This is a genomic window from Pseudoalteromonas sp. BSi20429 (genome assembly GCF_000238895.1).
In the GTDB taxonomy this organism is placed as follows: domain Bacteria; phylum Pseudomonadota; class Gammaproteobacteria; order Enterobacterales; family Alteromonadaceae; genus Pseudoalteromonas; species Pseudoalteromonas arctica.
In genome coordinates this window covers 47,751-72,868 of the sequence record NZ_BADV01000015.1, presented here as the reverse complement: position 1 = coordinate 72,868, position 25,118 = coordinate 47,751, and the positions used below count along the sequence as shown (strand labels likewise).

24 protein-coding genes and 2 pseudogenes are annotated in these 25,118 nt (G+C 37.4%); 21 read left to right on the top strand and 5 right to left on the bottom strand.

The features are described from left to right. Window positions 1-140: 140 nt before the first annotated feature. Both P20429_RS16410 and P20429_RS21020 read right to left on the bottom strand, forming a co-directional pair. On the bottom strand, window positions 141-719 hold the full coding sequence (locus tag P20429_RS16410; protein WP_007580727.1) for a hypothetical protein: 579 nt from the start codon (window positions 717-719) through the stop codon (window positions 141-143). Window positions 720-805: 86 nt separating this feature from the next. Further along, a pseudogene (locus P20429_RS21020) lies at window positions 806-985 on the bottom strand (IS3 family transposase); the annotation flags it as partial. 137 nt (window positions 986-1,122) lie between these two features. Here P20429_RS21020 and P20429_RS20765 point away from each other — a divergent pair. The 3 genes and pseudogenes from P20429_RS20765 (at window position 1,123) to P20429_RS19160 (ending at window position 2,584) form a co-directional block, all read left to right on the top strand. Next, window positions 1,123-1,743, top strand: a pseudogene (locus tag P20429_RS20765) (tyrosine-type recombinase/integrase). A gap of 312 nt (window positions 1,744-2,055) precedes the next feature. Further along, complete coding sequence (locus P20429_RS20540; RefSeq protein ID WP_007580726.1) at window positions 2,056-2,235, top strand: hypothetical protein; 180 nt, start codon at window positions 2,056-2,058, stop codon at window positions 2,233-2,235. Window positions 2,236-2,245: 10 nt separating this feature from the next. Beyond that, on the top strand, window positions 2,246-2,584 hold the full coding sequence (locus P20429_RS19160; RefSeq protein ID WP_024609170.1) for a hypothetical protein: 339 nt from the start codon (window positions 2,246-2,248) through the stop codon (window positions 2,582-2,584). Window positions 2,585-2,643: 59 nt separating this feature from the next. Here P20429_RS19160 and P20429_RS20080 read toward each other — a convergent pair whose 3' ends face one another. Further along, a complete protein-coding gene (locus P20429_RS20080) occupies window positions 2,644-3,468 on the bottom strand; it encodes a hypothetical protein (RefSeq protein WP_007580724.1) in 825 nt (274 codons plus the stop codon). Between the two features lie 596 nt (window positions 3,469-4,064). On the opposite strand from P20429_RS20080, the gene P20429_RS16415 reads away from it, so the two are divergent. After that, window positions 4,065-6,578 (top strand): metallophosphoesterase family protein, encoded by a 2,514-nt coding sequence (locus tag P20429_RS16415; protein ID WP_007580723.1) that lies wholly within the window; start codon window positions 4,065-4,067, stop codon window positions 6,576-6,578. Between the two features lie 134 nt (window positions 6,579-6,712). Here the strand turns inward: P20429_RS16415 and P20429_RS16420 are convergent, their stop codons facing one another. Next, window positions 6,713-7,342: a hemolysin III family protein gene (locus P20429_RS16420; protein ID WP_007580722.1), complete on the bottom strand. Its 630-nt coding sequence runs from the start codon at window positions 7,340-7,342 to the stop codon at window positions 6,713-6,715. Window positions 7,343-7,561: 219 nt separating this feature from the next. Here P20429_RS16420 and P20429_RS16425 point away from each other — a divergent pair, with 219 nt between their 5' ends. The 3 genes from P20429_RS16425 to P20429_RS16435 all read left to right on the top strand — a co-directional run bounded on the left by P20429_RS16425 (window position 7,562) and on the right by P20429_RS16435 (window position 12,237). Then, entirely contained in the window at window positions 7,562-9,913 is a 2,352-nt protein-coding gene (locus P20429_RS16425) for a TonB-dependent receptor (protein WP_007580721.1), read from the top strand. An 88-nt stretch (window positions 9,914-10,001) separates the two neighbouring features. Further along, window positions 10,002-10,352 carry a hypothetical protein gene (locus P20429_RS16430; RefSeq protein WP_007580720.1) on the top strand — a complete coding sequence of 117 codons (351 nt, stop codon included), beginning with the start codon at window positions 10,002-10,004 and terminating at the stop codon, window positions 10,350-10,352. Between the two features lie 400 nt (window positions 10,353-10,752). Then, entirely contained in the window at window positions 10,753-12,237 is a 1,485-nt protein-coding gene (locus P20429_RS16435) for a cellulase family glycosylhydrolase (RefSeq protein WP_007580719.1), read from the top strand. A gap of 60 nt (window positions 12,238-12,297) precedes the next feature. Here P20429_RS16435 and P20429_RS16440 read toward each other — a convergent pair whose 3' ends face one another. Next, on the bottom strand, window positions 12,298-13,989 hold the full coding sequence (locus P20429_RS16440) for an alkaline phosphatase (protein WP_007580718.1): 1,692 nt from the start codon (window positions 13,987-13,989) through the stop codon (window positions 12,298-12,300). Between the two features lie 298 nt (window positions 13,990-14,287). On the opposite strand from P20429_RS16440, the gene P20429_RS16445 reads away from it, so the two are divergent. The 14 genes from P20429_RS16445 (at window position 14,288) to P20429_RS16510 (ending at window position 25,083) form a co-directional block, all read left to right on the top strand. Then, window positions 14,288-14,560: a hypothetical protein gene (locus P20429_RS16445; RefSeq protein ID WP_007580717.1), complete on the top strand. Its 273-nt coding sequence runs from the start codon at window positions 14,288-14,290 to the stop codon at window positions 14,558-14,560. Window positions 14,561-14,795: 235 nt separating this feature from the next. After that, entirely contained in the window at window positions 14,796-15,374 is a 579-nt protein-coding gene (locus P20429_RS16450; protein ID WP_024591092.1) for an LON peptidase substrate-binding domain-containing protein, read from the top strand. 68 nt (window positions 15,375-15,442) lie between these two features. Then, on the top strand, window positions 15,443-16,066 hold the full coding sequence (locus P20429_RS16455; protein WP_007580715.1) for a sigma-70 family RNA polymerase sigma factor: 624 nt from the start codon (window positions 15,443-15,445) through the stop codon (window positions 16,064-16,066). Continuing rightward, window positions 16,059-16,739, top strand: a complete 681-nt coding sequence (locus P20429_RS16460; RefSeq protein ID WP_007580713.1) for a ChrR family anti-sigma-E factor — start codon at window positions 16,059-16,061, stop codon at window positions 16,737-16,739. The genes P20429_RS16455 and P20429_RS16460 overlap by 8 nt, the downstream gene beginning before the upstream one ends. Window positions 16,740-16,747: 8 nt before the next feature. Beyond that, complete coding sequence (locus P20429_RS16465) at window positions 16,748-17,701, top strand: DUF523 and DUF1722 domain-containing protein (RefSeq protein WP_007580711.1); 954 nt, start codon at window positions 16,748-16,750, stop codon at window positions 17,699-17,701. Then, entirely contained in the window at window positions 17,701-19,095 is a 1,395-nt protein-coding gene (gene phrB / locus P20429_RS16470; RefSeq protein ID WP_007580709.1) for a deoxyribodipyrimidine photo-lyase, read from the top strand. The genes P20429_RS16465 and phrB overlap by 1 nt, the downstream gene beginning before the upstream one ends. A 1-nt stretch (window position 19,096) precedes the next feature. Further along, on the top strand, window positions 19,097-19,525 hold the full coding sequence (locus P20429_RS16475; RefSeq protein ID WP_007580706.1) for a nuclear transport factor 2 family protein: 429 nt from the start codon (window positions 19,097-19,099) through the stop codon (window positions 19,523-19,525). Between the two features lie 2 nt (window positions 19,526-19,527). Beyond that, complete coding sequence (locus tag P20429_RS16480) at window positions 19,528-20,238, top strand: SDR family NAD(P)-dependent oxidoreductase (RefSeq protein ID WP_007580704.1); 711 nt, start codon at window positions 19,528-19,530, stop codon at window positions 20,236-20,238. After that, complete coding sequence (locus tag P20429_RS16485; RefSeq protein ID WP_007580703.1) at window positions 20,235-21,491, top strand: NAD(P)/FAD-dependent oxidoreductase; 1,257 nt, start codon at window positions 20,235-20,237, stop codon at window positions 21,489-21,491. Before P20429_RS16480 ends, P20429_RS16485 begins: the two co-directional genes overlap by 4 nt. After that, a complete protein-coding gene (locus P20429_RS16490; protein WP_007580701.1) occupies window positions 21,484-22,221 on the top strand; it encodes a DUF1365 domain-containing protein in 738 nt (245 codons plus the stop codon). The genes P20429_RS16485 and P20429_RS16490 overlap by 8 nt, the downstream gene beginning before the upstream one ends. A 37-nt stretch (window positions 22,222-22,258) precedes the next feature. Beyond that, window positions 22,259-23,521, top strand: a complete 1,263-nt coding sequence (locus P20429_RS16495) for a cyclopropane-fatty-acyl-phospholipid synthase family protein (RefSeq protein WP_007580700.1) — start codon at window positions 22,259-22,261, stop codon at window positions 23,519-23,521. Next, window positions 23,499-23,999 (top strand): DUF2878 domain-containing protein, encoded by a 501-nt coding sequence (locus tag P20429_RS16500; RefSeq protein WP_007580697.1) that lies wholly within the window; start codon window positions 23,499-23,501, stop codon window positions 23,997-23,999. The genes P20429_RS16495 and P20429_RS16500 overlap by 23 nt, the downstream gene beginning before the upstream one ends. Before the next feature lie 54 nt (window positions 24,000-24,053). After that, window positions 24,054-24,542: a chalcone isomerase family protein gene (locus P20429_RS16505; RefSeq protein ID WP_007580695.1), complete on the top strand. Its 489-nt coding sequence runs from the start codon at window positions 24,054-24,056 to the stop codon at window positions 24,540-24,542. A gap of 1 nt (window position 24,543) precedes the next feature. After that, a complete protein-coding gene (locus P20429_RS16510; protein WP_007580693.1) occupies window positions 24,544-25,083 on the top strand; it encodes a DUF3833 domain-containing protein in 540 nt (179 codons plus the stop codon). The last annotated feature ends 35 nt before the right edge of the window (window positions 25,084-25,118 follow it).

Below are 25,118 nucleotides of genomic sequence, written 5' to 3'. Positions count from 1 at the left end.
ATATATCACAATTTTTGACAGGCGGCTTCTCGCTACAACCCGAGCTTCGTCAATGTGCCATAAGCTGCCGTTTGCTTATGCAATTTTAATAGCAGCTATGGCTCCTGAAAGGAGCAACTTTAATTGCTTGTACGGGCCTGTCAGTGTTGAATTGCAGGAATTACAACTTCAGTTATGTATAATCCGGACGCTACTAAATAAGTTACTACAGGAATGCCGTACTCTAGGAGTATTAGATCCCGGAAAGTGCGGTTTGAAGACTCGATAAGTATCTTTCTGTCTGCCTCGTAATCTTCAAGCCATTTTGTAAGCTCATTATTTGTGAACTTGTTCGAAGTTATCTCTTCGCCACTTTCGATCTTTCTAGATAAGGTGTCAATTCCACGCTCGTATTTATCGAAAATATCAAAGCTACGTGCGAGTTTGTATTTAGCAAAATCAGAATGAGCAAACTTGACGAAGTACACTAAGTAATACGTCGCAATGAGAACTAGTGGTGTGATAGGGCTAGTGGATGTGCTTTCAAATTTTAGCCAGCCAATCTGTGTTAGTTGAACGCCAGCGATTAGTAAATAGGCAGTAATGCTTGAAAATAAAAGGAGTTTTGCTCGATGTTTTCTTGTATTCTCAGAAATAGGCTCTTTAAAAATAGAACTAAGAACCCTGTTTGTATCTGACTTTCTTGTTTTCAGCCCTGTATCGACAATAATTGTTCCCATGATTAATCCTTATTTTATGAGGCAATGATCCGAAGGTTTGGACTTCCCAGCTTTCAATAGACAGTTTTTAACTCAAAATAATACGCTTACTCAAACTTAGCAGGTGAAACACCGCTCGTCTGTGAATGACGCTTTTTTGGATTGTAAAACATTTCTATAAAATTGAATATCTCAGTTTTCGCATCTTCGCGTGTCGAATATATCTTAAGCTTAATTGTTCGTTTTTTAATCGTTGCGAAAAAGCTTTCAGCAACCGCATTATCATGAATATACACTCGAAGAGCAGTTTGACCAATCTATTAACGACGATATTTAGCCAACCTCAATGACCGCTTCTCGCTCATACCCGAATTCTTTTGTAGCGAGCTAAGCTTAAAACTGCATAAACACCGGAGTACAACTAATGCACCAGTTAACTATATATCAGCTTAAAAAGCCTTGGAATAAAAATAAGCTTGTAGGACAAAAGTTACCTCTAAAATTACAGCAAATATGGGCTATCCGAATACGACTGGAACTTTTTCATAAAATAAGAGATCTAGCACTATTTAACCTAGCCATAGATAGCAAACTAAGAGGGTGTGATTTAGTTTCACAAAAGTTAATGACATCGCACATGGTAAAACAATCCAATCACGGGCAATAGTCTTTCAAAAAAGACTGGTATGCCTGTTCAATTTAAAATTACTGGAAATACTAGAAAATCAATTGTGCCGCTCATAGATCAATTTTCTCTCAATTCTTATGATTACTTGTTTAAATTACGAATTCATTCCTCTGAACACCTTTCAACCCGTCAATATGGACATATAGTTGACTCTTGGGTCACCTCAATTGGGTTAGATAAGACTCAATATGGTACTCATCCTATGAGACGTACCAAACCATCACTAATTTACAAAAAAACTAAAAATTTAAGAGCCTGTCAGCTTCTACTTGGCCATAGAAATTAGAAATCACTGTAAGGTACTTGGGAATAGAAGTTGATGATGCGTTAGAAGTATCAGAACAGATAGATGCTTAAATTTGAACCTAAGCCAGACTCAAAGTTAGAGTCTGGCACGTGCCATGAACGGACGGTCGTAACCTTAGATTTTTGTTATACCTCGGAGACTTTAATACACATAAGGGTGTATCAGGGTACACATGTGAGTGTAATTATGCCGTTGACAGTAAGTGTAAGGGGCGCTAATATGACGCCCATACTTCAAGTGGAGATTCAACTTTGCCATACACAGCAGAACAGACAGCAGAAAGGTTAGCTTTTGCACTCCAAAAACGTAGTGAGGAATCTGCAATTACACGATTTCAACTTTCATTAAAAGGTATTGGTGAAATGTCAGAAAAAGAAATTGTTGATAAAGTATTTCTATCATCACTGTCATCTGAGTTACTTAATAAGTCGTGGTGCATGTTTCAAGTTTCAAGCACTAGTTATAGCTTTATTCAACTAGATTCAGCCCAAAAATTCAGAAAATTAAGCGGTCAAAGGTTATCAACACTAATTGATAGTTAAGGCATATACCATGAAAAAAAGTAAAGTTAGCTCATTTGGTTTAAAAATAAGACTAAAAAAGATTATTCAACCGAGTAAGAAGAAACGTATAGCAAGTACAATTAGGGATATAAATATGGATTACCACCCTAAAGGTTTTGCAGGAAATACGGGGTGGTCAAATACATTTTTAACAAACGAGCTGGGGTTTTCATGGTATTTTAAATCACAAGATGATAGAGATGAAGCTTACAATGAATTTATCGGATTTATAAATAAGAACTTGCTCAATAAAATGGATATTGCTTTTCTAGATAATGTACAAAGTAGAAATAAAGTTTTTTATAAAAGAGTAAAGCGATTAGCTTAACGTTACTGAGTTAGAGGCATAACGCCGCGTTGATCAGCGTAGCGGAATCGAGCTAACTGTCACGAATCCGCCTTAAACGCCTTGTTAAGTTTAAAATTACACAATTGATTGTCTATTGAAAATAACATGAGCTGAATTCCCAATTCACATAAACAGTTTATAGTTGACTCATTTTCAAGTGGCTCTGGTAATACAATTATTCTACTTACATTTGGTATGCCTGTACCATGCATAAAAAGCTGCCCGACCGCTGTATAAATAGATTGTGTATCTCCTGACGTTTTTACCTCGAAAATTGTAGTGATCTCCCCATCAAGCTCGATAGCAAGGTCTATTTTCTGAGTATTAAATACAACAGTATTTTTGAAGTTTTGTTCAACATATTGTTTTAGTTGGTCGACAACATATCCATGCACAACATTTGCTTCAGTAGTTGCTTTAGACTTTACTTTTTTCTTACCGCTAAATTCAGAAGAGAAATATTTAGCTCCAGACTCTTTAGCTTCATCTGCTTTCTTTTTTTCTATTTTTGAGTCATAAGAAGTTGTTGCTAGAGGTCTTATATGATTCCACAGTTCTACATCTGTCGATTTCTGGAGGCGATCGAATGCCTCTTGATTAGCAGCGGATAGTTTTTGTGGATGACCATCTTCAGCCATCCAACCTGTTCGCTCATTTTCTAGGTGGCTATCAAAATGATCTCGTAAATTTTTTAAGCTGTTCTTAAACTCAACTTCAGTTTTTTCGCCACCAAAAGTACCGTAGAATTTTGAATACGCTTCTTTCCATGAAGAGGCTTTAAGTGTTTCAGGGGGCTCATTTATTCCAAGCCTTGATAAAAAATAACCAACTTCGATTAATCGTATATCAAGAATACTACTCATAACTTCCCTTTAAACTTAACAGCTTATTGAACACCATTCTGGTGGTTTATAACACCCCGAAACGGCGTTTATTACATACCCTGATAATTTCACCAATAATTACTTTTGTAAACAAGTAATTAAAACAGCTAGAAATTAAGCATGTTATTTTGCCCCAAAACGGCGTTTAATAATGTTATCGGACAAAATTAGGCTCCTACTCAAAAAAGCAGAAGTAAATTTAACTTTTCAATGTCTGCTTATCGCTCTTTGCCGAAGTTTGACTCATTGCCGCACGTGGCCGTTGTCGGCCACAAAATTGTAAAAGGTAAGAGGCGACCCTGATCTTTTTTGTAGCTATTTCTCAAGTCTAATTATTCCCATTATTTAAAATAGTACGGCCTGTTGAAAGATTATCGATATCCTCTTTTTCTAATGACTAGTTTAACTTTTTATACCATTAATAATTAATGTGGCAGTTGGGTTAATTTTGTTGCTAATTTCCATCTCCATAAAATTGTAATATTTCCCCTGTACCTTATTTACTTTATTTCTATTTGGCAGCTGTGAAGCTAAGTTGCCATAAAATTATAATTAAATAATAGGTAAATACCCTAATGAAGGCTTTAAGCAAAACCGCTTTAATAGTTGTTATTTCCAATGCTCTTTTTGCATGTGGTTCTGATAATTTAGATTCAACAGAAAATTCTGATCAAGTTGAAAATGAAAGTACGGTAAGTACTACGGTGACGCAAGGAGCTAATAAACTTGCAGAAAATAATAGTGATAATGTTTGGCGCTTTGCGGTTATACCCGATACTCAAGGTCGAGATGATGATGATTATAAACAAACAATTACACATACCTACGATGGTATAACGTTATCTGTCGATATTGGTTATGACGTTAATAATGATGACATTTTTGATGGTGAAGGTTGGAAGATTGACGTGTCTGACCCTTATAATGCTATTTTTGTTGATGAAAATGGAGATCCGCTTGTTGCTGGCGGCGTGCCGGTCGAAATTGCAAGTAGCGAACGTTCAGATACGCCTTATGATTTTAAACACCTTCCCGCTTTATTAGTTGACCCTATTGTTTCTAAGATAAAAGAAGAGGGGGTTTCAGTTGTACTCGCAGTAGGTGATATGACCGATGTACGCACAGAAAATGAATATGTTGAATGGATGAATAAGGTTGGCACGCCTTTAACTGAAGCCGGAATGACTGTTTTACCTGTGCGTGGTAATCACGAAATTGTAGATGGTTATGATTGGCTAAGTTGGTTTACTACTTCAGTGGATACGACAGACAATCGCTCTGTTAATAATATGGATAATGGTATTGATGCATATACCGATGCAGATTCACAGGAATTCGATCAAGGGTACAATTTGTATCAACAATACCCAGGAAAACTATTAAGTAAAGGGTTAGAAAGCGGCGAAATAGTGGGTTACGAAGGTATTGAAGATCTTATGTACTATACCGTTCAAAACAATACCCTATTTATTGCTATAGACTTTTATGCCAGTGATTTAGTGTCTGTTAACTATGAAGGTACTTGGCTTCTTATTTACGATTGGTTAAAAAATGTTTTAGAAACAAAAGGGACTACGGTTGATCATATCGTTATGTTTGGTCATGAAGCTTTATCAACCAAAAAGCGTCCGTCTGTTTATAATTATGATGAATATTTTGACTATATTAGTTCGTTAAAAAGCGATGGTACAAGTGGAGATGAGGATGAAACTGAGCCAGGTATATTAGGGCTTGATACTGGTCAATTAGGTTATTTACAGCTGCAAGATGAGTCTTCACCTGGCTTAATGGATAACGTCCTTAATTTATTGAGTGAATATAAAGTTAACTATATTGCTGGGCACGATCATCAATACTCTCGTAGCTTAATTCATCCAGATAATTCGAATCCATCCGTTGGCTTTACGCAAATTGTTGCCGGTAATGCATCTTGGAAAGCGTATAACAATCGTTATGGTATTCATGATAAATATGAAACGGGTTTAGCGCAGGATAATTTTGCTCAAGTAGGTGACTATGAAGGAACAAATAGTCAGTACACTAAAGATTTAACTAAGTATGAAAAATCAAACAAAATATCATTCGTGATTGTTGAAGTTAATGGTCGTCAAATTACGTTTAAAAACTATTATGCACCGGTTAATTTTTCAGAAGCAGATATGAACATGGGTACATATTGGGATGAACCTCAAAATGCTTGGGTGCAATATGATGTTGATTCTACTGGTAAAACCATTGAAGAAATTATCCCTATTGAATGGAATGTAGGTGATAGTGCAAGCTATACGAGCGATGCGCTACAGCGTGTTGTTTCTCCTTACGAATCTTATTGGGCAACAACAAAAACACCTGATGAAGCCGGTTATATTGGTACGCAAGCGGCTATTTTAGATGGTTTTAATTTAACCTATAACAGTGTCGAAGTGTTAACTACCGATACCCAAGATAAAAAGCAGGTGGGCGTTGATGCAAACTATCAAGATGATTTAGGGACAGGTAAAGGTGAATATACAATCTTTGCTGATGCTTATAGTATTCCTCGAGAAGAGCAAGCAATGAATGAATTATTGTCATTGAGCTGGTTTACTGACGAGGATGCTACAACTGTATCTGATATTTTGTACATTAATGGTAATTTAAACCAAGATGGCTCATATAAAAACACAAACGGATTTGTGCAAACCAGCTCTCCTTCAGAGTTGTTTTTTGATAAAGATGCAGTGGAAACCGATAATCCCACGAATGTTATTCGCGATGGTGTAGTGACAGCTGAAGATGACGCTGACGCAATGGCGATTGCAATAACAGCTCCCGAAGGCGTTGATTTATCTACTTTGACTATTGGTCGATACAATGAAGAAACGGGTGTTTGGGACGCGTTTTTAGATGAAAACTGCTTTACTGCTACCTCTTATTCGGATGACTTTAGCGTTATGTTTCAATCGGGTGCTGGTAGTGCGCCAAGTGATGTAAGCAGCAGTTGTGGGACTTATTTGTGGGGTTATAATTATAACAATAACTCTGTTTGGGGTTTTACACATAAAGACGGTCGATTTGCTTTGGTTTCAAAAGTTGATAATGCTGGGTAAAGACCTCATTATTTTTTGAATTTATATAATTTAGTGTATTTTAAATCGATATAGAGCCTGACTTTATATCGATTTTACATATGTGATCCTCTAAATATTTCGATGTGCTGCTTGTTGTGCACTTTAAGTCGTTATCAATAAACGTAATTGCTAATTGAAATATAATGGCAAACACACCCAGCAATAACAAATAAGTGCCAAATAGCGTGGCTAAATTGGGTGCTTTTAGCGCTGTAAAATAATGTACCTAAACTATAAAAAATGCCGCCGGCAAGTAGCCAGTAAAGTGCTTTTACATCAACACTTGAATAAAGTGGATATACAATAGCCAGTGCAAACCAACCCATGAGCAAGTAGGTGGCGAGCGATATTTTTTTATTACCGTTTTTTACAAATACTTTGTACGCAACGCCTGCTAGTGCCACCGCCCAAATAAATATAAGTGTGGCCCATGACCAAGCACCGGTTAATGAGATTAATAAAAAGGGAGTGTAGGTGCCGGCAATTAATAAGTATATGGCGCAGTGATCGCACTTTTTATAAAAGGCTCTTAAGCGCGGTTGAATACTGGCATGGTACAAAGTGGATGACAAAAACAGCACAAATAGACTGCTGCCATAAATTACAGTACTTACATACGCTTTAGTGCTGGTGGCTTGGCTAAATAAATCCCACATAACAAATGCGGCAAATACAATACCAAGTGCATGGCTAATTACGTTTAGTTGTTCTTCTTTTTTAGAATAGGGCGCTTCTAACGACATAACAGATCCTACCACTATTTGAATGAATTTTAGTGTACAAGTGTACGCTGAGTTTTTCAATATTATAATTTTTATATGAATACAATAATTTATTGTTTTTCATAAAGTTGAAACATCAATTTAACCAACGCGTAATTAATAAGACGTAAAAAAGTCGTAATAGTTCGTTAGATTACTGGTAATTCCTAAAAACAATTAACCGGACGAACAGTGAAAAACATGAAAAATAAATTAACAACACGGCCTTTTCTTAAACTTACTAAATTGTCTGTGGCGATGATTTGCGTTACATCAACAAATAGTTTTGCAGATCAAACCATAAATAAAGAACTTGATGAAATAGTGGTTGTTGCTCAAAAGCGTGCGCAATCAATACAAGATGTGCCCGTAACAATAAGCGCCTACGATGGCGACTTTTTAGAAAGCTTGGGTATTGGCGAACTCGACACTTTATCTGAAATAACACCAGGGCTTGTTATTCAAGAGCAAAGCCCTAACAACCCAGGCTTTGTAATTCGTGGTATTACGTCTGATAGTGGGTCGTCTCAATCATCCCCTCGTGTGTCTATTTATTATAACGGAGCAGATGTATCACGCTCTCGTGGCTCATACTTTGAGCTTTTTGATGTAGAAGGGATTGAAGTTGTTAAGGGACCACAAGCGACACTGTTTGGAACAGCAGCTTCTGTAGGTGCTATTAGTGTAGCAACACGTAAACCAGAAAAAGATTTTTCGGCTCAATTAAAAGCATCCGTTGGTAATTACTCGGCCAAAGGTGCTAGTGGCTTTGTAACGGGTGGCAATGATTTATTGCAAGGCCGTGTTGCTTTTACTTATCGTGAACGTGATGGGTTTATAAAAAATATTGCAGGAGATAATAACTCCCAAAATCCGGCTGGGTTTAAGCAAGATGATATGCATGCTATTGATCGTTTTTCTTATCGTCCGTCTTTACGTATTACACCTAGTGACGATGTAACGATTGATTTGGTGTATACGTATGAAAAAAATGATGACTCGGGTACATCTTTTAAAAATGGGCTTTATGCACCAACCGGTGGTGATATAAGTCCATATAGCTTTGTTGAAATGCCAGGTAGTCCGTATGCAGAGTCTGTGTTTGGAAAAAAAGACTTAGGTGTGGATCGCACAGTTAACGATTTAAATTTGACTGTAAATTGGGATGTAAGTAACGATTTAACAATCACCTCAATTACTGCAGGGCGTAACTTTGACTCTTTAGAAGTGTTTGATGCTGATGGTACGCAAGCATGGTTTTTAGAATTTGCAGAAGCTGCTGAGGGCGATCAATTTAGCCAAGAATTACGCGCTGTTTATACGCAGAATAAGTTTACTAGTATTTTTGGTGTGAGTTACTTTGAAGAAGATGGTAGCCAGCGTATTCCATTTAGTACAGAGGAGTCTATATTTTTAAATTGCTTAGGCGTATTGGGTTCAGGTGTTCCTTGTATTAATAATGATGGTAGCGTTAATATTTTAACGCCAGCATTAACAGGTGGTGTAGTAAACGAGTTGCCATATTCACTAGAGTTTACAAACTATGGTGAAAACAAAGCGTACTCAGCGTTTGCTGATGTAACTTATGCTACTACTGAAGCATTAGAGTTAACAGCGGGTCTTCGTTATATAAAAGAAGAAAAGCGCAGTGGCTATAGCTCTGCTGCACCCAATAGTGTTTTAACACAAGCGCCATTGTTTACGGTTGATACAAATGGTGAAACATTCTATGGCGATGCTGATTATGATGATTGGCTGCCACGTTTTAATGCGCTTTATATAATAAACCCTACTACAAATATGTATGCGACTATTTCAAAAGGGCGTCGTTCGGAAGTACTAGAAGTGAGTTCGGCTAACAACGAACAAGGAAATGTCGAAGCCTCTATATCAGAAGTCCCAGCGGAAATTATTTGGAACTACGAAACCGGTATTAAAGGCAAAGCGCTTGACGGGCGTTTAGATTACTCTGTCGCTGTATTTTATCAAGATTACTCTAACTTTCAGGTTACGTTACAGGATGATGAAGGCGTTGCGTTTTCTGCAGATGCGGGCTCTGCCACAAATGTTGGCGCAGAGGCTGAAGTAAGGGCGTTAATTAATAATGAGTTTGAGGTATTTGCCAATACGGCTTACCTTGATGCTGAAATAGATGATGATAGTAATAATGGTAACCTCGCAGGCAATAAATTTAGACTACAACCAGAGTGGACGTTTAGTACGGGGCTGTTTTATTCAACAGAATTGTCGAACTCACTTAATTTAACGAGCTCTTTAATATATAGCTACCGCTCTGAAGTGTTTTTTGAGCCAGCAAATGCGCCAATATCAGGCTTAGATATTAGCCAACCAGCGCTTGGATTAGTCAGTGCGCGCTTAGGTATCGCAAATGGTGATGATTGGGCTGTTAGTGTATTTGCTAGTAACTTATTAGATAAAGAGTATTTAGTTGATGCAGGTAATACTGGAGGGGGATTTGGCAACCCAACATTTGTTGCAGGGGCACCTCGCTTTGTTGGTATTGAGTTAACTCTCGGGTTTGGTGGACAATAATACATTTAACTACTTGATATTTTAATTGAGCCACTGCAAAGTGGCTTTTTTATGTGATCACGTTAAAGTGAATTTATATTAGGTAAAAATGAAACAAGATCTAAAAGCTGCTTTACTTACCGCCATTGTTTATCCTGGAGCGGGGCATTTTTCTCTAAAAAAACACCTTATAGGCGCTATTTTTGCGGGCGTATTTTCTGTTCTTTTAATTTTAACCCTACAAGATATATTTGCGATTGCACAGTGTACTGCAAATGAAATTGTAAACGGAAAAATCCCCATGTCGGCTACGGCCATTTTAAAAGCAGCGCAACAACCATCTGACGCTTGCGCTCAACTCGCTGAATATAAGTATGTACCTTTAATGATTATAATTTGGGTGCTGAGCATTATGGATGCATACCGTTTGGGCAGAAAAGCGCTGCCCACTAAAAAATAAGCCACTTAATTAGAACTCGGTTTGGTTGGCTTATTAATTTTCTTCCCGCATATTTATCCCTGATATTTAGCTATTATTGATGGCGGTAATAATTATTATTACCGCCTTTTCATTTTTATACATATTTTTTGTAACCGAGATTTTTTGCCCGCATCATGTAAACATCGTGTAAATGCCAGTATATACCCAGTAAAATCCTCAAACCTCGTTAAATCGCTCACTTGTTGATATTTAGTTAATTAAAATCCTTCCCCTTGTACCTTTTTATTCATTTAATGTTAATAAATAAATGGTACTTTCCGCTCGCCAAATTAATTTTATTTAATTATTAAGTATTGGTTTGGTGTCAATTTATTACGTCAAGCAATGACGACTGATAATTTCAATTTAAGGAAATACGATGAATAACAGTTCAAATAATCACGAAAGAAAGGATTTTAAAGTGGCGAGCTTATCGTTAGCTTTATTATTAGGATGCTCAACAATGGCTAATGCCGCTGTTGAGAAGTTAACGGTGAGTGGGAATCAAATTCTTGCAGGTGGAGAAAATATAAGCTTTGCAGGACCTAGCCTATTTTGGAGTAATACGGGGTGGGGCGCTGAAAAATTTTATACAGCAGAAACAGTAGCAAAAGCAAAAACTGAATTTAATGCAACATTAATTCGTGCAGCTATTGGCCATGGTACCAGTACTGGTGGTAGTTTGAACTTTGATTGGGAGGGCAATATGAGCCGTCTTGATACTGTTGTGAACGCAGCTATTAGCGAAGATATGTACGTTATTATTGATTTTCATAGCCATGAAGCACATACCGATCAAGCAACTGCAGTTCGCTTTTTTGAAGACGTAGCTACCAAATATGGGCAGTACGACAATGTTATTTATGAAATTTATAACGAGCCGTTACAAATCTCATGGGTTAACGATATTAAGCCTTACGCAGAAACAGTTATTGATAAAATTAGAGCAATCGACCCTGATAACTTAATTGTGGTTGGAACGCCTACGTGGTCGCAAGATGTTGATGTGGCATCACAAAACCCAATTGATCGTGCCAATATTGCTTACACTCTGCATTTTTATGCTGGCACACATGGTCAATCGTATCGAAATAAAGCACAAACAGCACTCGATAACGGCATTGCACTATTCGCCACAGAGTGGGGAACAGTTAATGCTGATGGTAATGGTGGTGTTAATATCAATGAAACCGATGCATGGATGGCATTTTTTAAAACAAACAATATTAGCCACGCTAACTGGGCTTTAAACGATAAAAACGAAGGTGCTTCGTTATTTACTCCAGGCGGTAGTTGGAATTCACTAACATCGTCAGGCTCTAAAGTTAAAGAGATCATTCAAGGTTGGGGTGGTGGTAGTAGCAATGTTGATTTAGATAGCGACGGGGATGGCGTAAGTGACAGCCTTGATCAGTGCGATAATACTTCCGCAGGTACAACGGTTGATAGTATTGGTTGTGCAGTAACTGACAGCGATGCCGATGGTATAAGCGATAATGTTGATCAATGCCCTAATACACCTGCAGGTGAAACTGTTAATAATATAGGTTGTGTTGTTGAAGTAGTTGAACCACAAAGCGATGCGGATAACGATGGTGTGAATGATGATATTGATCAGTGCCCAGATACACCCGCTGGTACAAGTGTTGATACAAACGGATGCAGTGTTGTAAGTTCAACAGATTGTAATGGTATTAATGCATACCCTAATTGGGTGAACAAAGATTACTCAGGTGGTCCGTTTACTCACAATAACACTGACGATAAAATGCAATATCAAGGTAATGCATACAGTGCAAATTGGTATACAAACAGCATTCCCGGAAGTGATGCTTCGTGGACGCTTCTTTATACTTGTAATTAAGCACGTTAAATAAAATATGCGAAGAAGGTAAATAATACATTTACCTTCTTTTTAAAAGTATTAGCCTTTATAAACACTTTGGTGTTGTTCAACAATATTGTAGCTTGGTGAGTTTATGTTATCTATATAGCGCCAATCGGTTGTGATTTGCTCTTTAGTAATAGTCAGTAACATATACCCACGGTGTGATAAGTCACAATAATTTAAGTCGTTTATTAGCAATGAAAGCGAGTCAGCCATCTGCTTTGCTTGTGCTGTATTAAGCGCTAAATAATGCTCCATACCCGGGGATGTAACACCAGGTGTTGCAAACTCTACTCCTACGCTTTCGCCTTTCGCATTTTTTAATGTGCCATGCCACGCATTGTGCGTATCACCTGCAACCACTACTAACTTTTTATTTAATGCAGTAACGCTTTTGTATAATGCTTCGCGCTCGCTTGGGTAACCATCCCACGCATCTAAATTATAAGGCATTAAAGTATTTACGCGTGCGAGTTGCGCGGGTGTTACCGCTTTATTAGCTAACACTGCTTTTTTAATGGTAACAAGCTCTTTTAACACCTGCGGTATTTTAGTGCGATCGGATTGCGAGAATATTTCAGTAGGTAGCCACATTTTAGTCATCAATACTTGCTGGCCTAATATTTGCCACTTTGCATTTGATTTAGTTATTGCACTCGTAAGCCAGTTTAGTTGTGTGTTACCTAGTAACTGCCTTTTTGGATTATTTAAATCACTGGCAAAGCGAGCAACATCCATTTGCTTGGTCTCGGGGTTTTTATAGTCGCTGTAAGCAAGTTGTTTATCGCGTGCTATTACGCGCGTATCTAGCATATGTAAGCTTATTAAATTACCAAAATCGAAGGTGCGATATATTTGCGGGCTTTGTTCGCCCATAGGCGGTCTAATTGGCAGCCATTCGTAATAGGCTTGAATAGCTGCTGCGCGACGCTTAAAAAAGTCACCTTCATCAGGGGTATGATTTTCAGCACCACTTTTATAGGTATCGTTAGTAACTTCGTGATCATCCCATATTGCGATAAAAGGCGCTGCAGCGTGAAGTGCTTGAAGGCCTTGGTCTGTTCTGTAAATAGCATAACGTTTACGATAGTCGCTAAGGGTAATAATTTCACCGCTGTTATCAGCTGCTAATTGGCGGCCAATGCTTTTAGCATTTTCGGTAGCGTACCCGCCCATTGGGTATTCGTAAATGTAATCTCCCAAATGCAGGACCACATCTAAATCTTTTTGCTTAGCGGCATCAGTGTAGGCATTAAAGTACCCAGCAGGGTAGTTTGAGCACGACACAACAGCCATTTTTATTTGTTCAACATTATTTATTGGTAGTGTTTTAGCACGGCCTATAGGGCTTTGTGTTTGCAAACCTATAAAACGATAAAAGTACTCTGTGTTTGGAGCAAGTTCTTGCACATCTATTTTTATTGTAAAGTCTCGGCTTTTATCTGTTTGTTCGCGCCCGCCACGAATAATGTTTTTAAATTGAGAATCACTTGCCAGTTCCCAAGCAACAGTAACTTCAAAATTTGATTGAGAAGTGGTTGCACGTGTCCAAATTATTAAAGCATGACTAAGCGGGTCGCCACTCGCTACACCGTGTTTAAATTCAATAGCCGATAGAGGTTTGTTTATTAATGTTTGAGCACAACCTGTAATGGCACTCGATACTGCGACGGTAAATATGCTTGCTGCTGAGGTTTTTAAAAAATTTCGACGTGATGAAAGAGTCATACTGCACTTTTTGAATTATTTATAGTGGTGTGCACTTTAGCGGGTAGATATGACGTTTTTATAAACGCTAAATGTATTTAGTGTGACGGTATTAATACCTTTAAATCCTTTTATTTATTAACTAAAAAGTAGTCAAAAAATTAAATTTAATGGTTAAATTAACGAGAGATGAATTTTTTAAATTAAAGTAATACGTGTAAAGTTGTTTAATTACAATTGGTTAAGGTTTATTTTTATGTTGGCACAACCCTTGAGTATATAACTACGTCTAAACAATACACAAACAAGGAATACCATTATGAAACATTCAATTAAAATCGCTATGGCAAGTTTATTAGTATTAGGTTCTGCGCAAGTACACGCAACAGAGGTGGACCTAGATGTAACTGATATATTAACTCAAAGTGTAGCAAGCTATGTTAAGCAAACCACAATCGAGCTTGAAAAATCACTAAAGGAAACGCTTTATTTTGATGCTAAAACTGTTTTAGAGGGGTTATTAGATGAGCCCGTTTTAACAGATAGCACAACGCTTAAAAATACTGACACTAGTATAAAAAACGTAAAATAAATCATTTAAAGGATTAAAACGATGAGCAGTGAACTTGGATTATTTGCATTAATGTTAGCACCCGTAGTCAGTATGATTAGCGCTTATTACTCGGTTCAAGTGTTTAAAGCTATGGGAGGTTGGTTTAATCTTTAGCCAATTATATAGCTGGTAATTAATTCGATTCATACAAAGCTGATCGACTTAGCAAAAGCGCACGTAAATAAAGGCAGAGTGTTTGAAATAAGTAGACTTTATGAAACGTGCGATTTTTCCATTACCCATTTTTATGTTACCTGAAGGTTATACGCGATTACGCATATTTGAGCCTCGCTATTTAAATATGGTTAAAACCGCATTAAAAAATAATACAGGGTTTGTGCTTTGTACGTTCGAGCATGACACGCCTTTTAATATAAGCGCGCAAGGTTGCCTTGTTGATATTATTGATTTTGACCAAGACGATAACGATGTATTATTAATTGATGTATTTGCATCGCAAAATGTGCAAATTAATGATGTTTATCAAGACGAAGACGAATTACGCCATGGCTTGGTATCGCCTTGTAATACGCCGTATTGGTACAAAGATTCTAACAACCAAATTGGTGAACATTACCTATTACACGATGCGCTTAAAAACGTGTTTCAAGGTAATCCGGAACTTAATTTGTTGTACAAGAAAACTCATTTTGACAAGCTTCCCTGGATTGCAGCACGTTGGCTTGAACTCCTACCTGTTTCTATTGAGAAAAAACAGCAACTTGCGTTTGAAACGAATTTTGATAACTTACTGAATTTCCTCCATACTGTGATTAATAACGAATTTGCCTAAATTTTATGATCCTAAATTAATTATTGTCCGTATTACTTAATACAAAAGCAATAACGGGATAAATTATTATGGTAAGTCAACAACAGTCACCACGTTGTGAACCTAATACAGGTAAGTACACTGCCATGCCAGAAACGCCGGGTAAAGAGCTCATGCAAGCGCTTATAGATGTTGCGCAATCACGCGACAAAAAAGCGTTTTCATATTTATTTGAATACTTTGCGCCAAAAATTAAACGCTTTGGAATTAAGCAGTTTGGTGTTGAAGCCCAAGCCATGGAGCTTGTGCAAGAAACATTAACGTCTGTTTGGCGTAAAGCACATTTGTATCATAGTGAAAAAGGCGCTGCGACTACGTGGGTTTATACCGTTATGCGTAACGCTTCGTTCGATATGCTTCGTAAAATGAAAAGTAATAAAGAAGAAAATATAAGCGAAGATATTTGGCCGTTACTAAACGACTCACAAGATACGCATCACGAATACAGTGATCATTTAGAAGATAAGCAAATTAAGCGTTATTTAGACAAATTACCGATTGCTCAACGCGAAGTGGTAAGAGGCGTTTATTTTCAAGATATGTCGCAAGAGCAACTTGCACATCAACTTAATATTCCAGTAGGCACGGTAAAATCACGGTTACGTTTGGCCTTGCAAAAATTACGTAATGAAATGGGAGATCAGCATGATTAAACATCACCCGAGTGAAACTTTACTGACACAGTATTGCGATGCATCACTTGCTACATCATTGAGTTTAGCCGTTTCTATTCACGTAGACATGTGCCCTGTGTGCCAAGCTAAAGTAGCTAAAATTGAAGCAAGTAATGCAAATGCATTATTTAGTGAAGAGCCTGCTCAATTTGAGAAACCTCAAACTGAGAAATCTGATTTACTTGAAGAATTTGAACTAAATGTTCTCGATATGATCATGTCTGATGATTCTATCGATGAAGTTTACGAAGTAGAGCCTGTATCTATTAAAGTGAATGAGCATGACTACCAACTTCCACGTGCTTTAACACGTATTTCTCATAGCAAATTTACACAAGTTGGTAAGCTGGCACGATCTCGCGTTTCGCTTGATGATGGTGCGCTGCGTTCTAGCTTGCTACATATTGATGCTGGTGGCGAAATTCCTGAGCATACACATACCGGATTTGAAGTTACTTTACTACTAGACGGTGAGTTTAGTGATGAAGATGGTAATTACGTACCAGGCGATTTTATTTGGCAAGATGGTAGCCATCAACATACACCTTTAACGAAAGATGGATGTTTATGCTTTACAGTTGTCAGTAGTGCGCTACATTTTAATAAGGGCTTCAGCAAGTTACTAAATCCAATAGGTAATTTGATTTACTAAGAGAATATATGCACACAGATATAATAAAAATAGGTATAAGCGCCTGCTTAGCAGGCGAAAAAGTTAGATTTGACACAGGACATAAAAAGTCAAATTTTTGTATGGATGAGCTAGGTAAACACGTTGAATACACACGGTTTTGTCCGGAAGTAGCTGTTGGTTTACCGATACCTCGTCCAACTATTCGCCAAGTTAAAGTTGGCGATACTATTAAAGTATGCCGCCCAGATGGCACCGGCGAAGTAGGCCAACAACTTACTGAATATGGTAAAAAAGTTGCTACTGAACAAGCTAAAGAATTAAGCGGATTTGTATTTTGTGCAAAAAGCCCAAGCTGCGGCATGGAGCGCATTAAAATATACAACGAAGCAGGCACGGGTAATACCTCTGAAGGCGTTGGTTTTTTTGCTGAGCAAATAATGAAGCACAACCCATTATTGCCATGTGAAGAAAACGGACGTTTAAACGACATGCATTTACGTGAAAACTTTGTAATGAGAATTTACGTATTTAAAAACTGGCAAAAATTAGTACAAGAGCCGCTTACGGTTCATAAGCTTACTCAATTTCACTCTCAGTATAAGTACTTGTTGATGGCTCATAACTATCAAGCTTATCGTGATTTGGGTAACCTGCTGGGGACTTATGTAGGCGACGATATAAATGCAGTTGCTGATGAATATATTTTAGGTTTGATGACGGGTCTTAAAAAGCCAGCTTCTCGCAGAAATAATTGCAACACGCTAATGCATTTACAAGGTTACTTTAAAACTGATTTATCGAAGGTTGAAAAACAAGAACTTCGTGATGCGATAGATGAATACCGCGAAGGTTTGGTGCCATTGTATGTACCACTTACCTTGTTAAAACATCATTTGAAGGTTCACCCAAATGAGTACCTTGAAAAACAAGTGTTTTTTAACCCTTACCCTCACGATTTAAAACTACGATTTGGTATTTAATGGATACATTATTTTGGTTTAGGCGCGATTTGCGCCTTTTTTCTAACGAAGCGTTAATTCAAGCGCTAAACAATGGCGCTAAACACGCCATTTTTTTTGTGTCTGAAAAACAGTGGCAACAACACCAAACTGCGCCTATTCAGATTGACTTACTCAAGCGCCGAGTTACTTATCTTCAATCTCAGCTTGCTGATTACGGTATTACTTTACATGTTATTGAAGCACCTAGCTTTTCTGATTGTACGCGTGAGCTTATTGATTTTTGTAAATCAAACGATGTAAAACACGTAATTGCTAATACAGAATATGAGCTTAATGAAGTAAACCGCGATAAAGCAATTTTGCACGAATGCGATGAGCTTTCTATTACTTTTACTTTGTACGAAGGTGATTTAATTGCACCTGTTGGAACGGTCAAAAATCAAAGTAATGAAATGTATAAAGTATTTACTCCTTTCAAACGAGCATGGTTAAAGCAGTATCAAGATACACACTTTAGTTTGCCTCAATGGCCTTTAACTTCTGAGCCAACAAAATTTGATGAAAGCGGCTTACTAAAAAGTGATGGATGCTCGGATAAGTGGCCGGTTGACGACGAAACACTTTCTACTGTGGTCGATAACTTTATATGTGACAAACTTACAAGCTACGATGATCAGCGTGATATACCCAGCGTAAAAGGCACATCAGGTTTAAGCCCGTATTTAGCACTTGGTATTGTAAGCACAAAACAGCTGCTTATTAATATTCAGCAGCGTTATCCTGATATTTTAACTACGTCAAAAAGTAAAACGTTTACGTGGATTAACGAGCTTGTTTGGCGCGAATTTTACAGGCATTTAATTGCTGAATTTCCGAAGCTTTCGCGCGGTGATAACTTTAACGAAAAGTATAACGCCGTAGTGTGGCGTAAAAGCGAAAATGAATTTACAGCATGGTGTGAAGGGCGTACAGGTTACCCGTTAGTGGATGCTGCAATGCTACAACTAAAGCAAACCGGTTGGATGCATAATCGTTTACGTATGGTTGTTGCGAGCTTTTTAACTAAGCATTTATTAATAGACTGGCGCGAAGGTGAGCGCTTTTTTATGCAGCACCTAATTGATGGCGATTTAGCCTCAAATAATGGTGGCTGGCAGTGGGCTGCAAGTACCGGGTGTGATGCTCAGCCTTACTTTAGAGTTTTTAACCCTATCAGACAAAGCGAGCGCTTTGATCCAACTGGCAAGTTTATCCGTAAGTATTTGCCAGAGCTTGAAAACGTGCCAGATAAACACATTCATTTTCCACACACTTATTTAGCCGCAATAGGTAAAGATAAGGAATGTTACTGGCCAGCAATAGTTGATCATAAAGCGGCACGAGAACGTGCACTTGCTGCATTTAAGGTGTGATATGGATAACCAGTTACCAGTAGATAAATTTGTTGAAATATACCAACAGCTTGATAGCACTAATCTTGATTTATTGAGTGATATTTACTGTGACAACATACAGTTTATAGACCCGATGCATGAAATTAATGGCATTGTAGAATTGCGCAGGTACTTTGCTAACTTATATAGCAATGTTAAGCATTGTCAGTTTGATATTAGCGATTCGTTTAATAGTGGAAACAATGCTTTTATTTATTGGACTATGCACTATGCACATCCAAAGCTTTCATCAGGTAAAACTATTTCGGTAGAAGGTCATAGCAAGCTTATTTTTGAAAATGGCAAAATTATCAAGCACAGAGACTACTTTAATGTGGGCGAGTTGCTGTACAAACATATTCCTTTACTTGGTAGTGTTATAAAGCTAATTGATAAAAGGGCAGGTTAATTATGATCACACTTATAACGGGTGCTACTTCTGGTATTGGTGAGCAGTTAGCAATTAAATATGCGCAGTTAGGAGACACTGTTATAGCTTGTGGCCGTAATAGTGAAAAGCTCGCTGAGCTTGCTAAATACGACAATATTCAAGCATGCAAATTTGATGCAACTAATCTACAAGACATTAAAGAGTCGACAGTTGGCTTTCCTCATTTTGACCGTGTTATTTTAAACGCGGGTAACTGTGAATACATAGATGACGCACGAAACTTTGATAGTGCATTGTTTGAGCGTGTAATAAACGTAAATTTACTCTCTATGGGGTATTGCCTTGAGGCGCTACTTCCTAAAATAAATTCAGGTGGTCAGCTTGTTTTGGTCAGCTCAAGTGTTACCTATCTTGCGCTACCTCGTTCAGAAGCTTATGGTGCATCAAAAGCGGGTGTAAGTTACTTAGCAAAAAGCTTAGCTGTTGATTTAGATGATGTTGATGTGACTTTAGTTCACCCTGGCTTTGTGAAAACTCCGCTTACTAATAAAAATGATTTCCCGATGCCTATGGCTGTTACCGCTGAAAAAGCCGCAGACTATATGATTAAGGGAATACATAAGCGCCGAAAAGATGTTCACTTTCCGTACCGTTTTACACTTATATTAAAAGCATTACGTATTTTACCACTCCCAATTTGGCTTAAAATCGCAAAAGGATTAGCCCGTTGAAAAAAATAGCAATAATAGGAACTGGTGTATCTGGTTTAACATGTGGGCACTTGCTTCATAAACATTACGATGTAACCGTATTTGAAAAAAATGATTATATAGGTGGCCACACTGCAACGGTTGATGTTGATGTGTGCGGCATAAAATACGCAATAGATACTGGCTTTATTGTATTTAATGACAGAACTTACCCATACTTTGAAAAGTTACTATCGCGTATTGGTGTAGATAAACAAACAACGCAAATGAGCTTTAGTGTTCATAACGAAGCCACTGGCTTTGAATACAATGGCCATACGTTTACAAGCCTGTTTGCACAGCGTCGTAATATTTTTAGACCTAAGTTTTGGCGATTATTGTACGACATTGTTAGGTTTAACAAACTGTGTAAAGCACTACATGAAAAAGATGATTACCAATCTGATCAATCATTAGGGCAACTGCTTAGCGACAATCACTTTAATGACTTTTTTAAGTACCATTATATCCTTCCGATGGGCGCGGCTATTTGGTCTACCAGTATTAAAGAAATGGAAAATGTAGGCGTTGAATTTTTTGTTAAGTTCTTCTTTAATCATGGCCTTTTAGATGTAACAAACAGACCACAGTGGTATGTAGTACCAGGTGGCTCTCGTCAGTATATTAAGCCACTGATCAGAGGTTTTGCTGATAAAATTAAACTTAATACAGATATTAAATCTGTTACGCGTCAAAATGATGAAGTAACAATAGAGTTTGCCAATGGTGAATTAAGTAAGTTTGATAAAGTAATATTTGCTTGTCATTCAGATCAGGCGCTTGCACTACTTGGTGATGCGACTGAGCAAGAAAAGTCAGTATTGGGTGCAATAGCTTACACTGAGAATTCAGTTGTGCTACACACCGATACAAATCTTTTACCAGATAGAAAAGCGGCATGGGCAAGTTGGAACTACCTACTTAATAACAACACTGATAAAGCAGCTGTTGTTACTTACCAAATGAATATTTTGCAAGGTATACAATCGGATACACAGTTTTGTGTAACGCTTAATCACCTTGAAGGAATAAGCCAAAGTAAAATTTTGCGCGAGTTTACTTATCATCACCCTGTATTTAACCAAGAGTCAATTGCTGCTCAAAAGCTTAAACACAGTATTGATGGACAAAACAATAGTTATTTTTGTGGTGCTTATTGGTACAATGGTTTTCATGAAGATGGCGTACACAGTGGTGTAGATGTAGCCAAGCAACTTGGGGTCGAATTTGACTAGTGCAGTGTATTTAGGCGATGTAAAACATCGCCGTTTTGCTGTTAAAGAACATCGTTTTAGTTACCCTTTGTATATGATGTGGGTAGATTTAAATAACCCTCAACAACTAAATGGTGTGCATAAGCACATAGGTACGTCAGGCTTAAAAGCGTTAAAATTTAATGAAGCTGATTATCTTAAAGATACCTCAGAACTTGCTAAACGACCTCTTATTGAGCGTGCGCATGATCAACTTGCCAATTTAGGTATTACTGAAACCTTTTCTCATATTTACATGCTAGGGCAGCTTCGTTGTTTTGGTGTGTATTTTAGCCCTGTTAATTTTTACTTTTTTGGCCACAACGACACCCGTTTTAAGTACATGATAGCTGAAGTGAGTAATACACCATGGAACGAACGTCATTATTATTTAGTCCCTTTAGAAAAAAAAGTGAACTTTAAGAAGGTTTTTTCCGTATCACCTTTTATGAATCTGGATATGAACTATCATTGGCATGTTAAACAATCGCCTGATAAAACATTGATACACATTGAAAATAAGCGAAATGAAGAGTTATTATTTGATGCAACACTTCGCTTGAAACGTAAAGAACTCACTAACGAAGAGATTAATAAGTTGTTTAAACGTTTTCCGGCCATGACATGGTCTATTTTCAAAGGTATTTATTATCAAGCATTAAAGCTGTTTATAAAGCGAGTGCCTTTTTTAGGTCACTCAGGTAAGCCATAAAGCACATAGGTAGTCAGGACAATTAATAGGTATTTTAATGGATAAAGTGTCGAGCTTAAATTGCGAACAAAGCACTAGTTGGTTAACTAATATATATAAAAAATTAGTGACTAAAGCCTTTTCGTCAATTGAAACAGGTCAAGTTGTTTTAATTGAAGGAAATGAGCGTACAGTTTTTGGTGATGTATCGTCTGCGTTAAAAGCATCAGTAACAGTCAATGATAAAGCTATGTATAAAGCGTTTGCGTTATCAGGAAGCGTTGGCGCCGGCGAAGCGTATATTTTGGGACATTGGTCTTGTGACAACTTAACTTCATTCATTGAGATATTTGCTATAAATGAAAAGCAACTTGATGAGTTTGAAAAAAAATTCGCATTTTTTAGTAATATCGCACACCGGTTTAATCACATAAAAAACAAAAATTCAGAATCGGGATCTAAGAAAAATATTGTTGCTCATTACGACTTAGGTAATGATTTGTACGAATCATTTTTAAGTAAAGAAATGCTTTATTCAAGTGCTGTATATCCTACAAAAGAAGCCACACTTGAAGAGGCTCAGCAATACAAGCTTAAACGCATTTGTGAGCAAGTTGAGCTTCAAAAAAATGATTCAGTAATTGAAATTGGTACAGGGTGGGGGGCATTTGCTATATATGCTGCCACACATTACGATTGCCATGTAACAACAACAACCATATCTGATGAGCAACATGATTATGTAGCTAAAAAGATTGTTGAACTTGGTCTTGAAAGTAAAATAACATTACTTAAGCTCGACTACAGACTACTAAAAGGTAAATACGACAAGCTTGTTTCTATTGAAATGATAGAAGCAGTGGGTCATGATTATTTGCCGAGCTTTTTCACTCAGTGTGGTGAGCTCCTAAAAGACGATGGCGCCATGCTTATTCAAGCAATTACTATTGGCGATCAGCGTTATAAGCACTACTTAAAAAACTCTGACTTTATTCAGCAGTATATTTTTCCGGGCGGATGTTTGCCATCGCTTAACGAAATGAGTGAGCAGATTAAAAATAATACCGATATGGTTATCCATACTGTTAATGATATTGGTGCTCACTACGCACGAACATTAGCAGATTGGCGAACTCGTTTTATAAAAAGCTGGCCTGATTTAGACCGCTCTAAATTTGATGAACGCTTTTATCGTTTATGGTTATTTTATTTTGCTTATTGTGAAGGTGCGTTTAGAGCCAGAGCAACAAGTACGGTACATTTAATGGCGCGTAAACCTCGTTTTACTAGTGATAACGATGATATTGCGCTCGGTTACTAATTTTGTTTTATTTCAAGCAGTGTGGTTTTTATCATTGCTGCTTGAAGCCAATTCGCTACTTTTTAGTGGCTTGATTATTGTTTTAATGTTTTGTTTGTCAAAGCAGAAAAAACAAGACTCCTTACTATTAATTAAAGCCCTACCTTTAGCACTATTGTTAGAATTTATAGCGGTAAAGTTAGGCTTGTTAGAATTTAAAGTTTATCCCTTCCCTCTATGGCTCGTGTTTTTATGGGCTGCATTACTACTTTCTTTAAATACCTCAATGGTTTTTTTGAGTAAACTAAAGCTTTGGCAGGCCTTTTTGGTATGTATGGCATTTGCGCCAGCAAGTTATTGGGCTGGAGCGCGCTTTGAAGTAATAAGTTTAGGTTTACCTTTATGGCAATTCTGGCTCGTTTACGGGGCGCTTTGGTCTACAGTGTTTACTGTTATTCTTTTCATAAACCAAAAAATCAAGTTATTCATCAATCGCTGATCTTCCACAATTTCTATTTCGTAATATTACCCATTGACTCAAAGGAAGCTTATTTTGAAATTTTTACTAAAGGCAGTTACTTTTTATTTGCTTACCACTTCAATTGTTTTAGCTAACACACAATTTAATAAAGTAGGCGAAGCACGAATGGAGTATTTATTTTGGGATGTATATGACGCTGTGCTATTTACCCCTTCAGGTAATTACAGCGCAGGAACACATCCTGTTAAGTTTAAGCTTACCTATTTACGTGACTTTGACGCTAAAGAAATAGTAAAAGCAACAAATGAGCAGTGGGAACATCTTGGAAAAACAGGGCTGGCAGACAAATACGACAGTAAATTGTTGTCTATTTGGCCTGATATAAAAAAGGGTGACTCACTAACATTAGTGACAAATGAGCAAGGTATGAGCACTTTTTATCATAATGATGAAAAAATTGGTGAAATTGATGAACCTCAATTTTCGAGTGACTTTTTAGCTATTTGGCTTGATGAAAAAACCTCTGAACCAAAATTACGAAAGCAATTATTAGGGAATTAATATGAACATATTAAACACGTTAAAAGCAGCTGTTATGAGCCTCTCGGCTCTACTTTTAATTAGCTGTTCGGCACCAAATGTTGAACATTATAAAAATACATCGCCAAATTTCGACTTTAAAACGTTTTTTAGTGGAAATTTGAAAGCCTATGGTGTTGTACAAGACTTTAAAGGCGAATTGACCCGAAAGCTTGTCGTAGATATGAATGCGACTTGGGACGGTAACCAGGGCGTTATTGAAGAAGACTTTGTTTATGATGATGGCGAAACCCAAAAGCGAATCTGGAAAATAACGTTAAATGAAGACAATAGTTTAACGGGGACAGCAGCTGATGTTATAGGTACAGCAAAAGGCAAAAGTGACGGCAGCGTATTTCATTGGAATTATGATGTAGAGCTTCCATACGATGGCAGTACTTTAGAAGTGAATTTTGACGATTGGATGTACCTGGTTACACAATCGCGCTTGATAAACCGCACATCTATTGTTAAGTTTGGAGTCGAGGTCGGGGAAGTGACCTTAGTTATCGAAAGAATATAGCTTATTTACCCAGTTGCTTAACTTGCGCCAAAATT

What these genes read in the sequence shown, in the direction of transcription:
- P20429_RS16410 (WP_007580727.1), bottom strand. Translation starts at nt 719, where the DNA reads ATGGGAACAATTATTGTCGATACAGGGCTGAAAACAAGAAAGTCAGAT.
- P20429_RS20540 (WP_007580726.1), top strand. Translation starts at nt 2,056, where the DNA reads ATGTCAGAAAAAGAAATTGTTGATAAAGTATTTCTATCATCACTGTCA.
- P20429_RS19160 (WP_024609170.1), top strand. Translation starts at nt 2,246, where the DNA reads ATGAAAAAAAGTAAAGTTAGCTCATTTGGTTTAAAAATAAGACTAAAA.
- P20429_RS20080 (WP_007580724.1), bottom strand. Translation starts at nt 3,468, where the DNA reads ATGAGTAGTATTCTTGATATACGATTAATCGAAGTTGGTTATTTTTTA.
- P20429_RS16415 (WP_007580723.1), top strand. Translation starts at nt 4,065, where the DNA reads ATGAAGGCTTTAAGCAAAACCGCTTTAATAGTTGTTATTTCCAATGCT.
- P20429_RS16420 (WP_007580722.1), bottom strand. Translation starts at nt 7,342, where the DNA reads ATGTCGTTAGAAGCGCCCTATTCTAAAAAAGAAGAACAACTAAACGTA.
- P20429_RS16425 (WP_007580721.1), top strand. Translation starts at nt 7,562, where the DNA reads ATGAAAAATAAATTAACAACACGGCCTTTTCTTAAACTTACTAAATTG.
- P20429_RS16430 (WP_007580720.1), top strand. Translation starts at nt 10,002, where the DNA reads ATGAAACAAGATCTAAAAGCTGCTTTACTTACCGCCATTGTTTATCCT.
- P20429_RS16435 (WP_007580719.1), top strand. Translation starts at nt 10,753, where the DNA reads ATGAATAACAGTTCAAATAATCACGAAAGAAAGGATTTTAAAGTGGCG.
- P20429_RS16440 (WP_007580718.1), bottom strand. Translation starts at nt 13,989, where the DNA reads ATGACTCTTTCATCACGTCGAAATTTTTTAAAAACCTCAGCAGCAAGC.
- P20429_RS16445 (WP_007580717.1), top strand. Translation starts at nt 14,288, where the DNA reads ATGAAACATTCAATTAAAATCGCTATGGCAAGTTTATTAGTATTAGGT.
- P20429_RS16450 (WP_024591092.1), top strand. Translation starts at nt 14,796, where the DNA reads ATGAAACGTGCGATTTTTCCATTACCCATTTTTATGTTACCTGAAGGT.
- P20429_RS16455 (WP_007580715.1), top strand. Translation starts at nt 15,443, where the DNA reads ATGGTAAGTCAACAACAGTCACCACGTTGTGAACCTAATACAGGTAAG.
- P20429_RS16460 (WP_007580713.1), top strand. Translation starts at nt 16,059, where the DNA reads ATGATTAAACATCACCCGAGTGAAACTTTACTGACACAGTATTGCGAT.
- P20429_RS16465 (WP_007580711.1), top strand. Translation starts at nt 16,748, where the DNA reads ATGCACACAGATATAATAAAAATAGGTATAAGCGCCTGCTTAGCAGGC.
- phrB (WP_007580709.1), top strand. Translation starts at nt 17,701, where the DNA reads ATGGATACATTATTTTGGTTTAGGCGCGATTTGCGCCTTTTTTCTAAC.
- P20429_RS16475 (WP_007580706.1), top strand. Translation starts at nt 19,097, where the DNA reads ATGGATAACCAGTTACCAGTAGATAAATTTGTTGAAATATACCAACAG.
- P20429_RS16480 (WP_007580704.1), top strand. Translation starts at nt 19,528, where the DNA reads ATGATCACACTTATAACGGGTGCTACTTCTGGTATTGGTGAGCAGTTA.
- P20429_RS16495 (WP_007580700.1), top strand. Translation starts at nt 22,259, where the DNA reads ATGGATAAAGTGTCGAGCTTAAATTGCGAACAAAGCACTAGTTGGTTA.
- P20429_RS16500 (WP_007580697.1), top strand. Translation starts at nt 23,499, where the DNA reads ATGATATTGCGCTCGGTTACTAATTTTGTTTTATTTCAAGCAGTGTGG.
- P20429_RS16510 (WP_007580693.1), top strand. Translation starts at nt 24,544, where the DNA reads ATGAACATATTAAACACGTTAAAAGCAGCTGTTATGAGCCTCTCGGCT.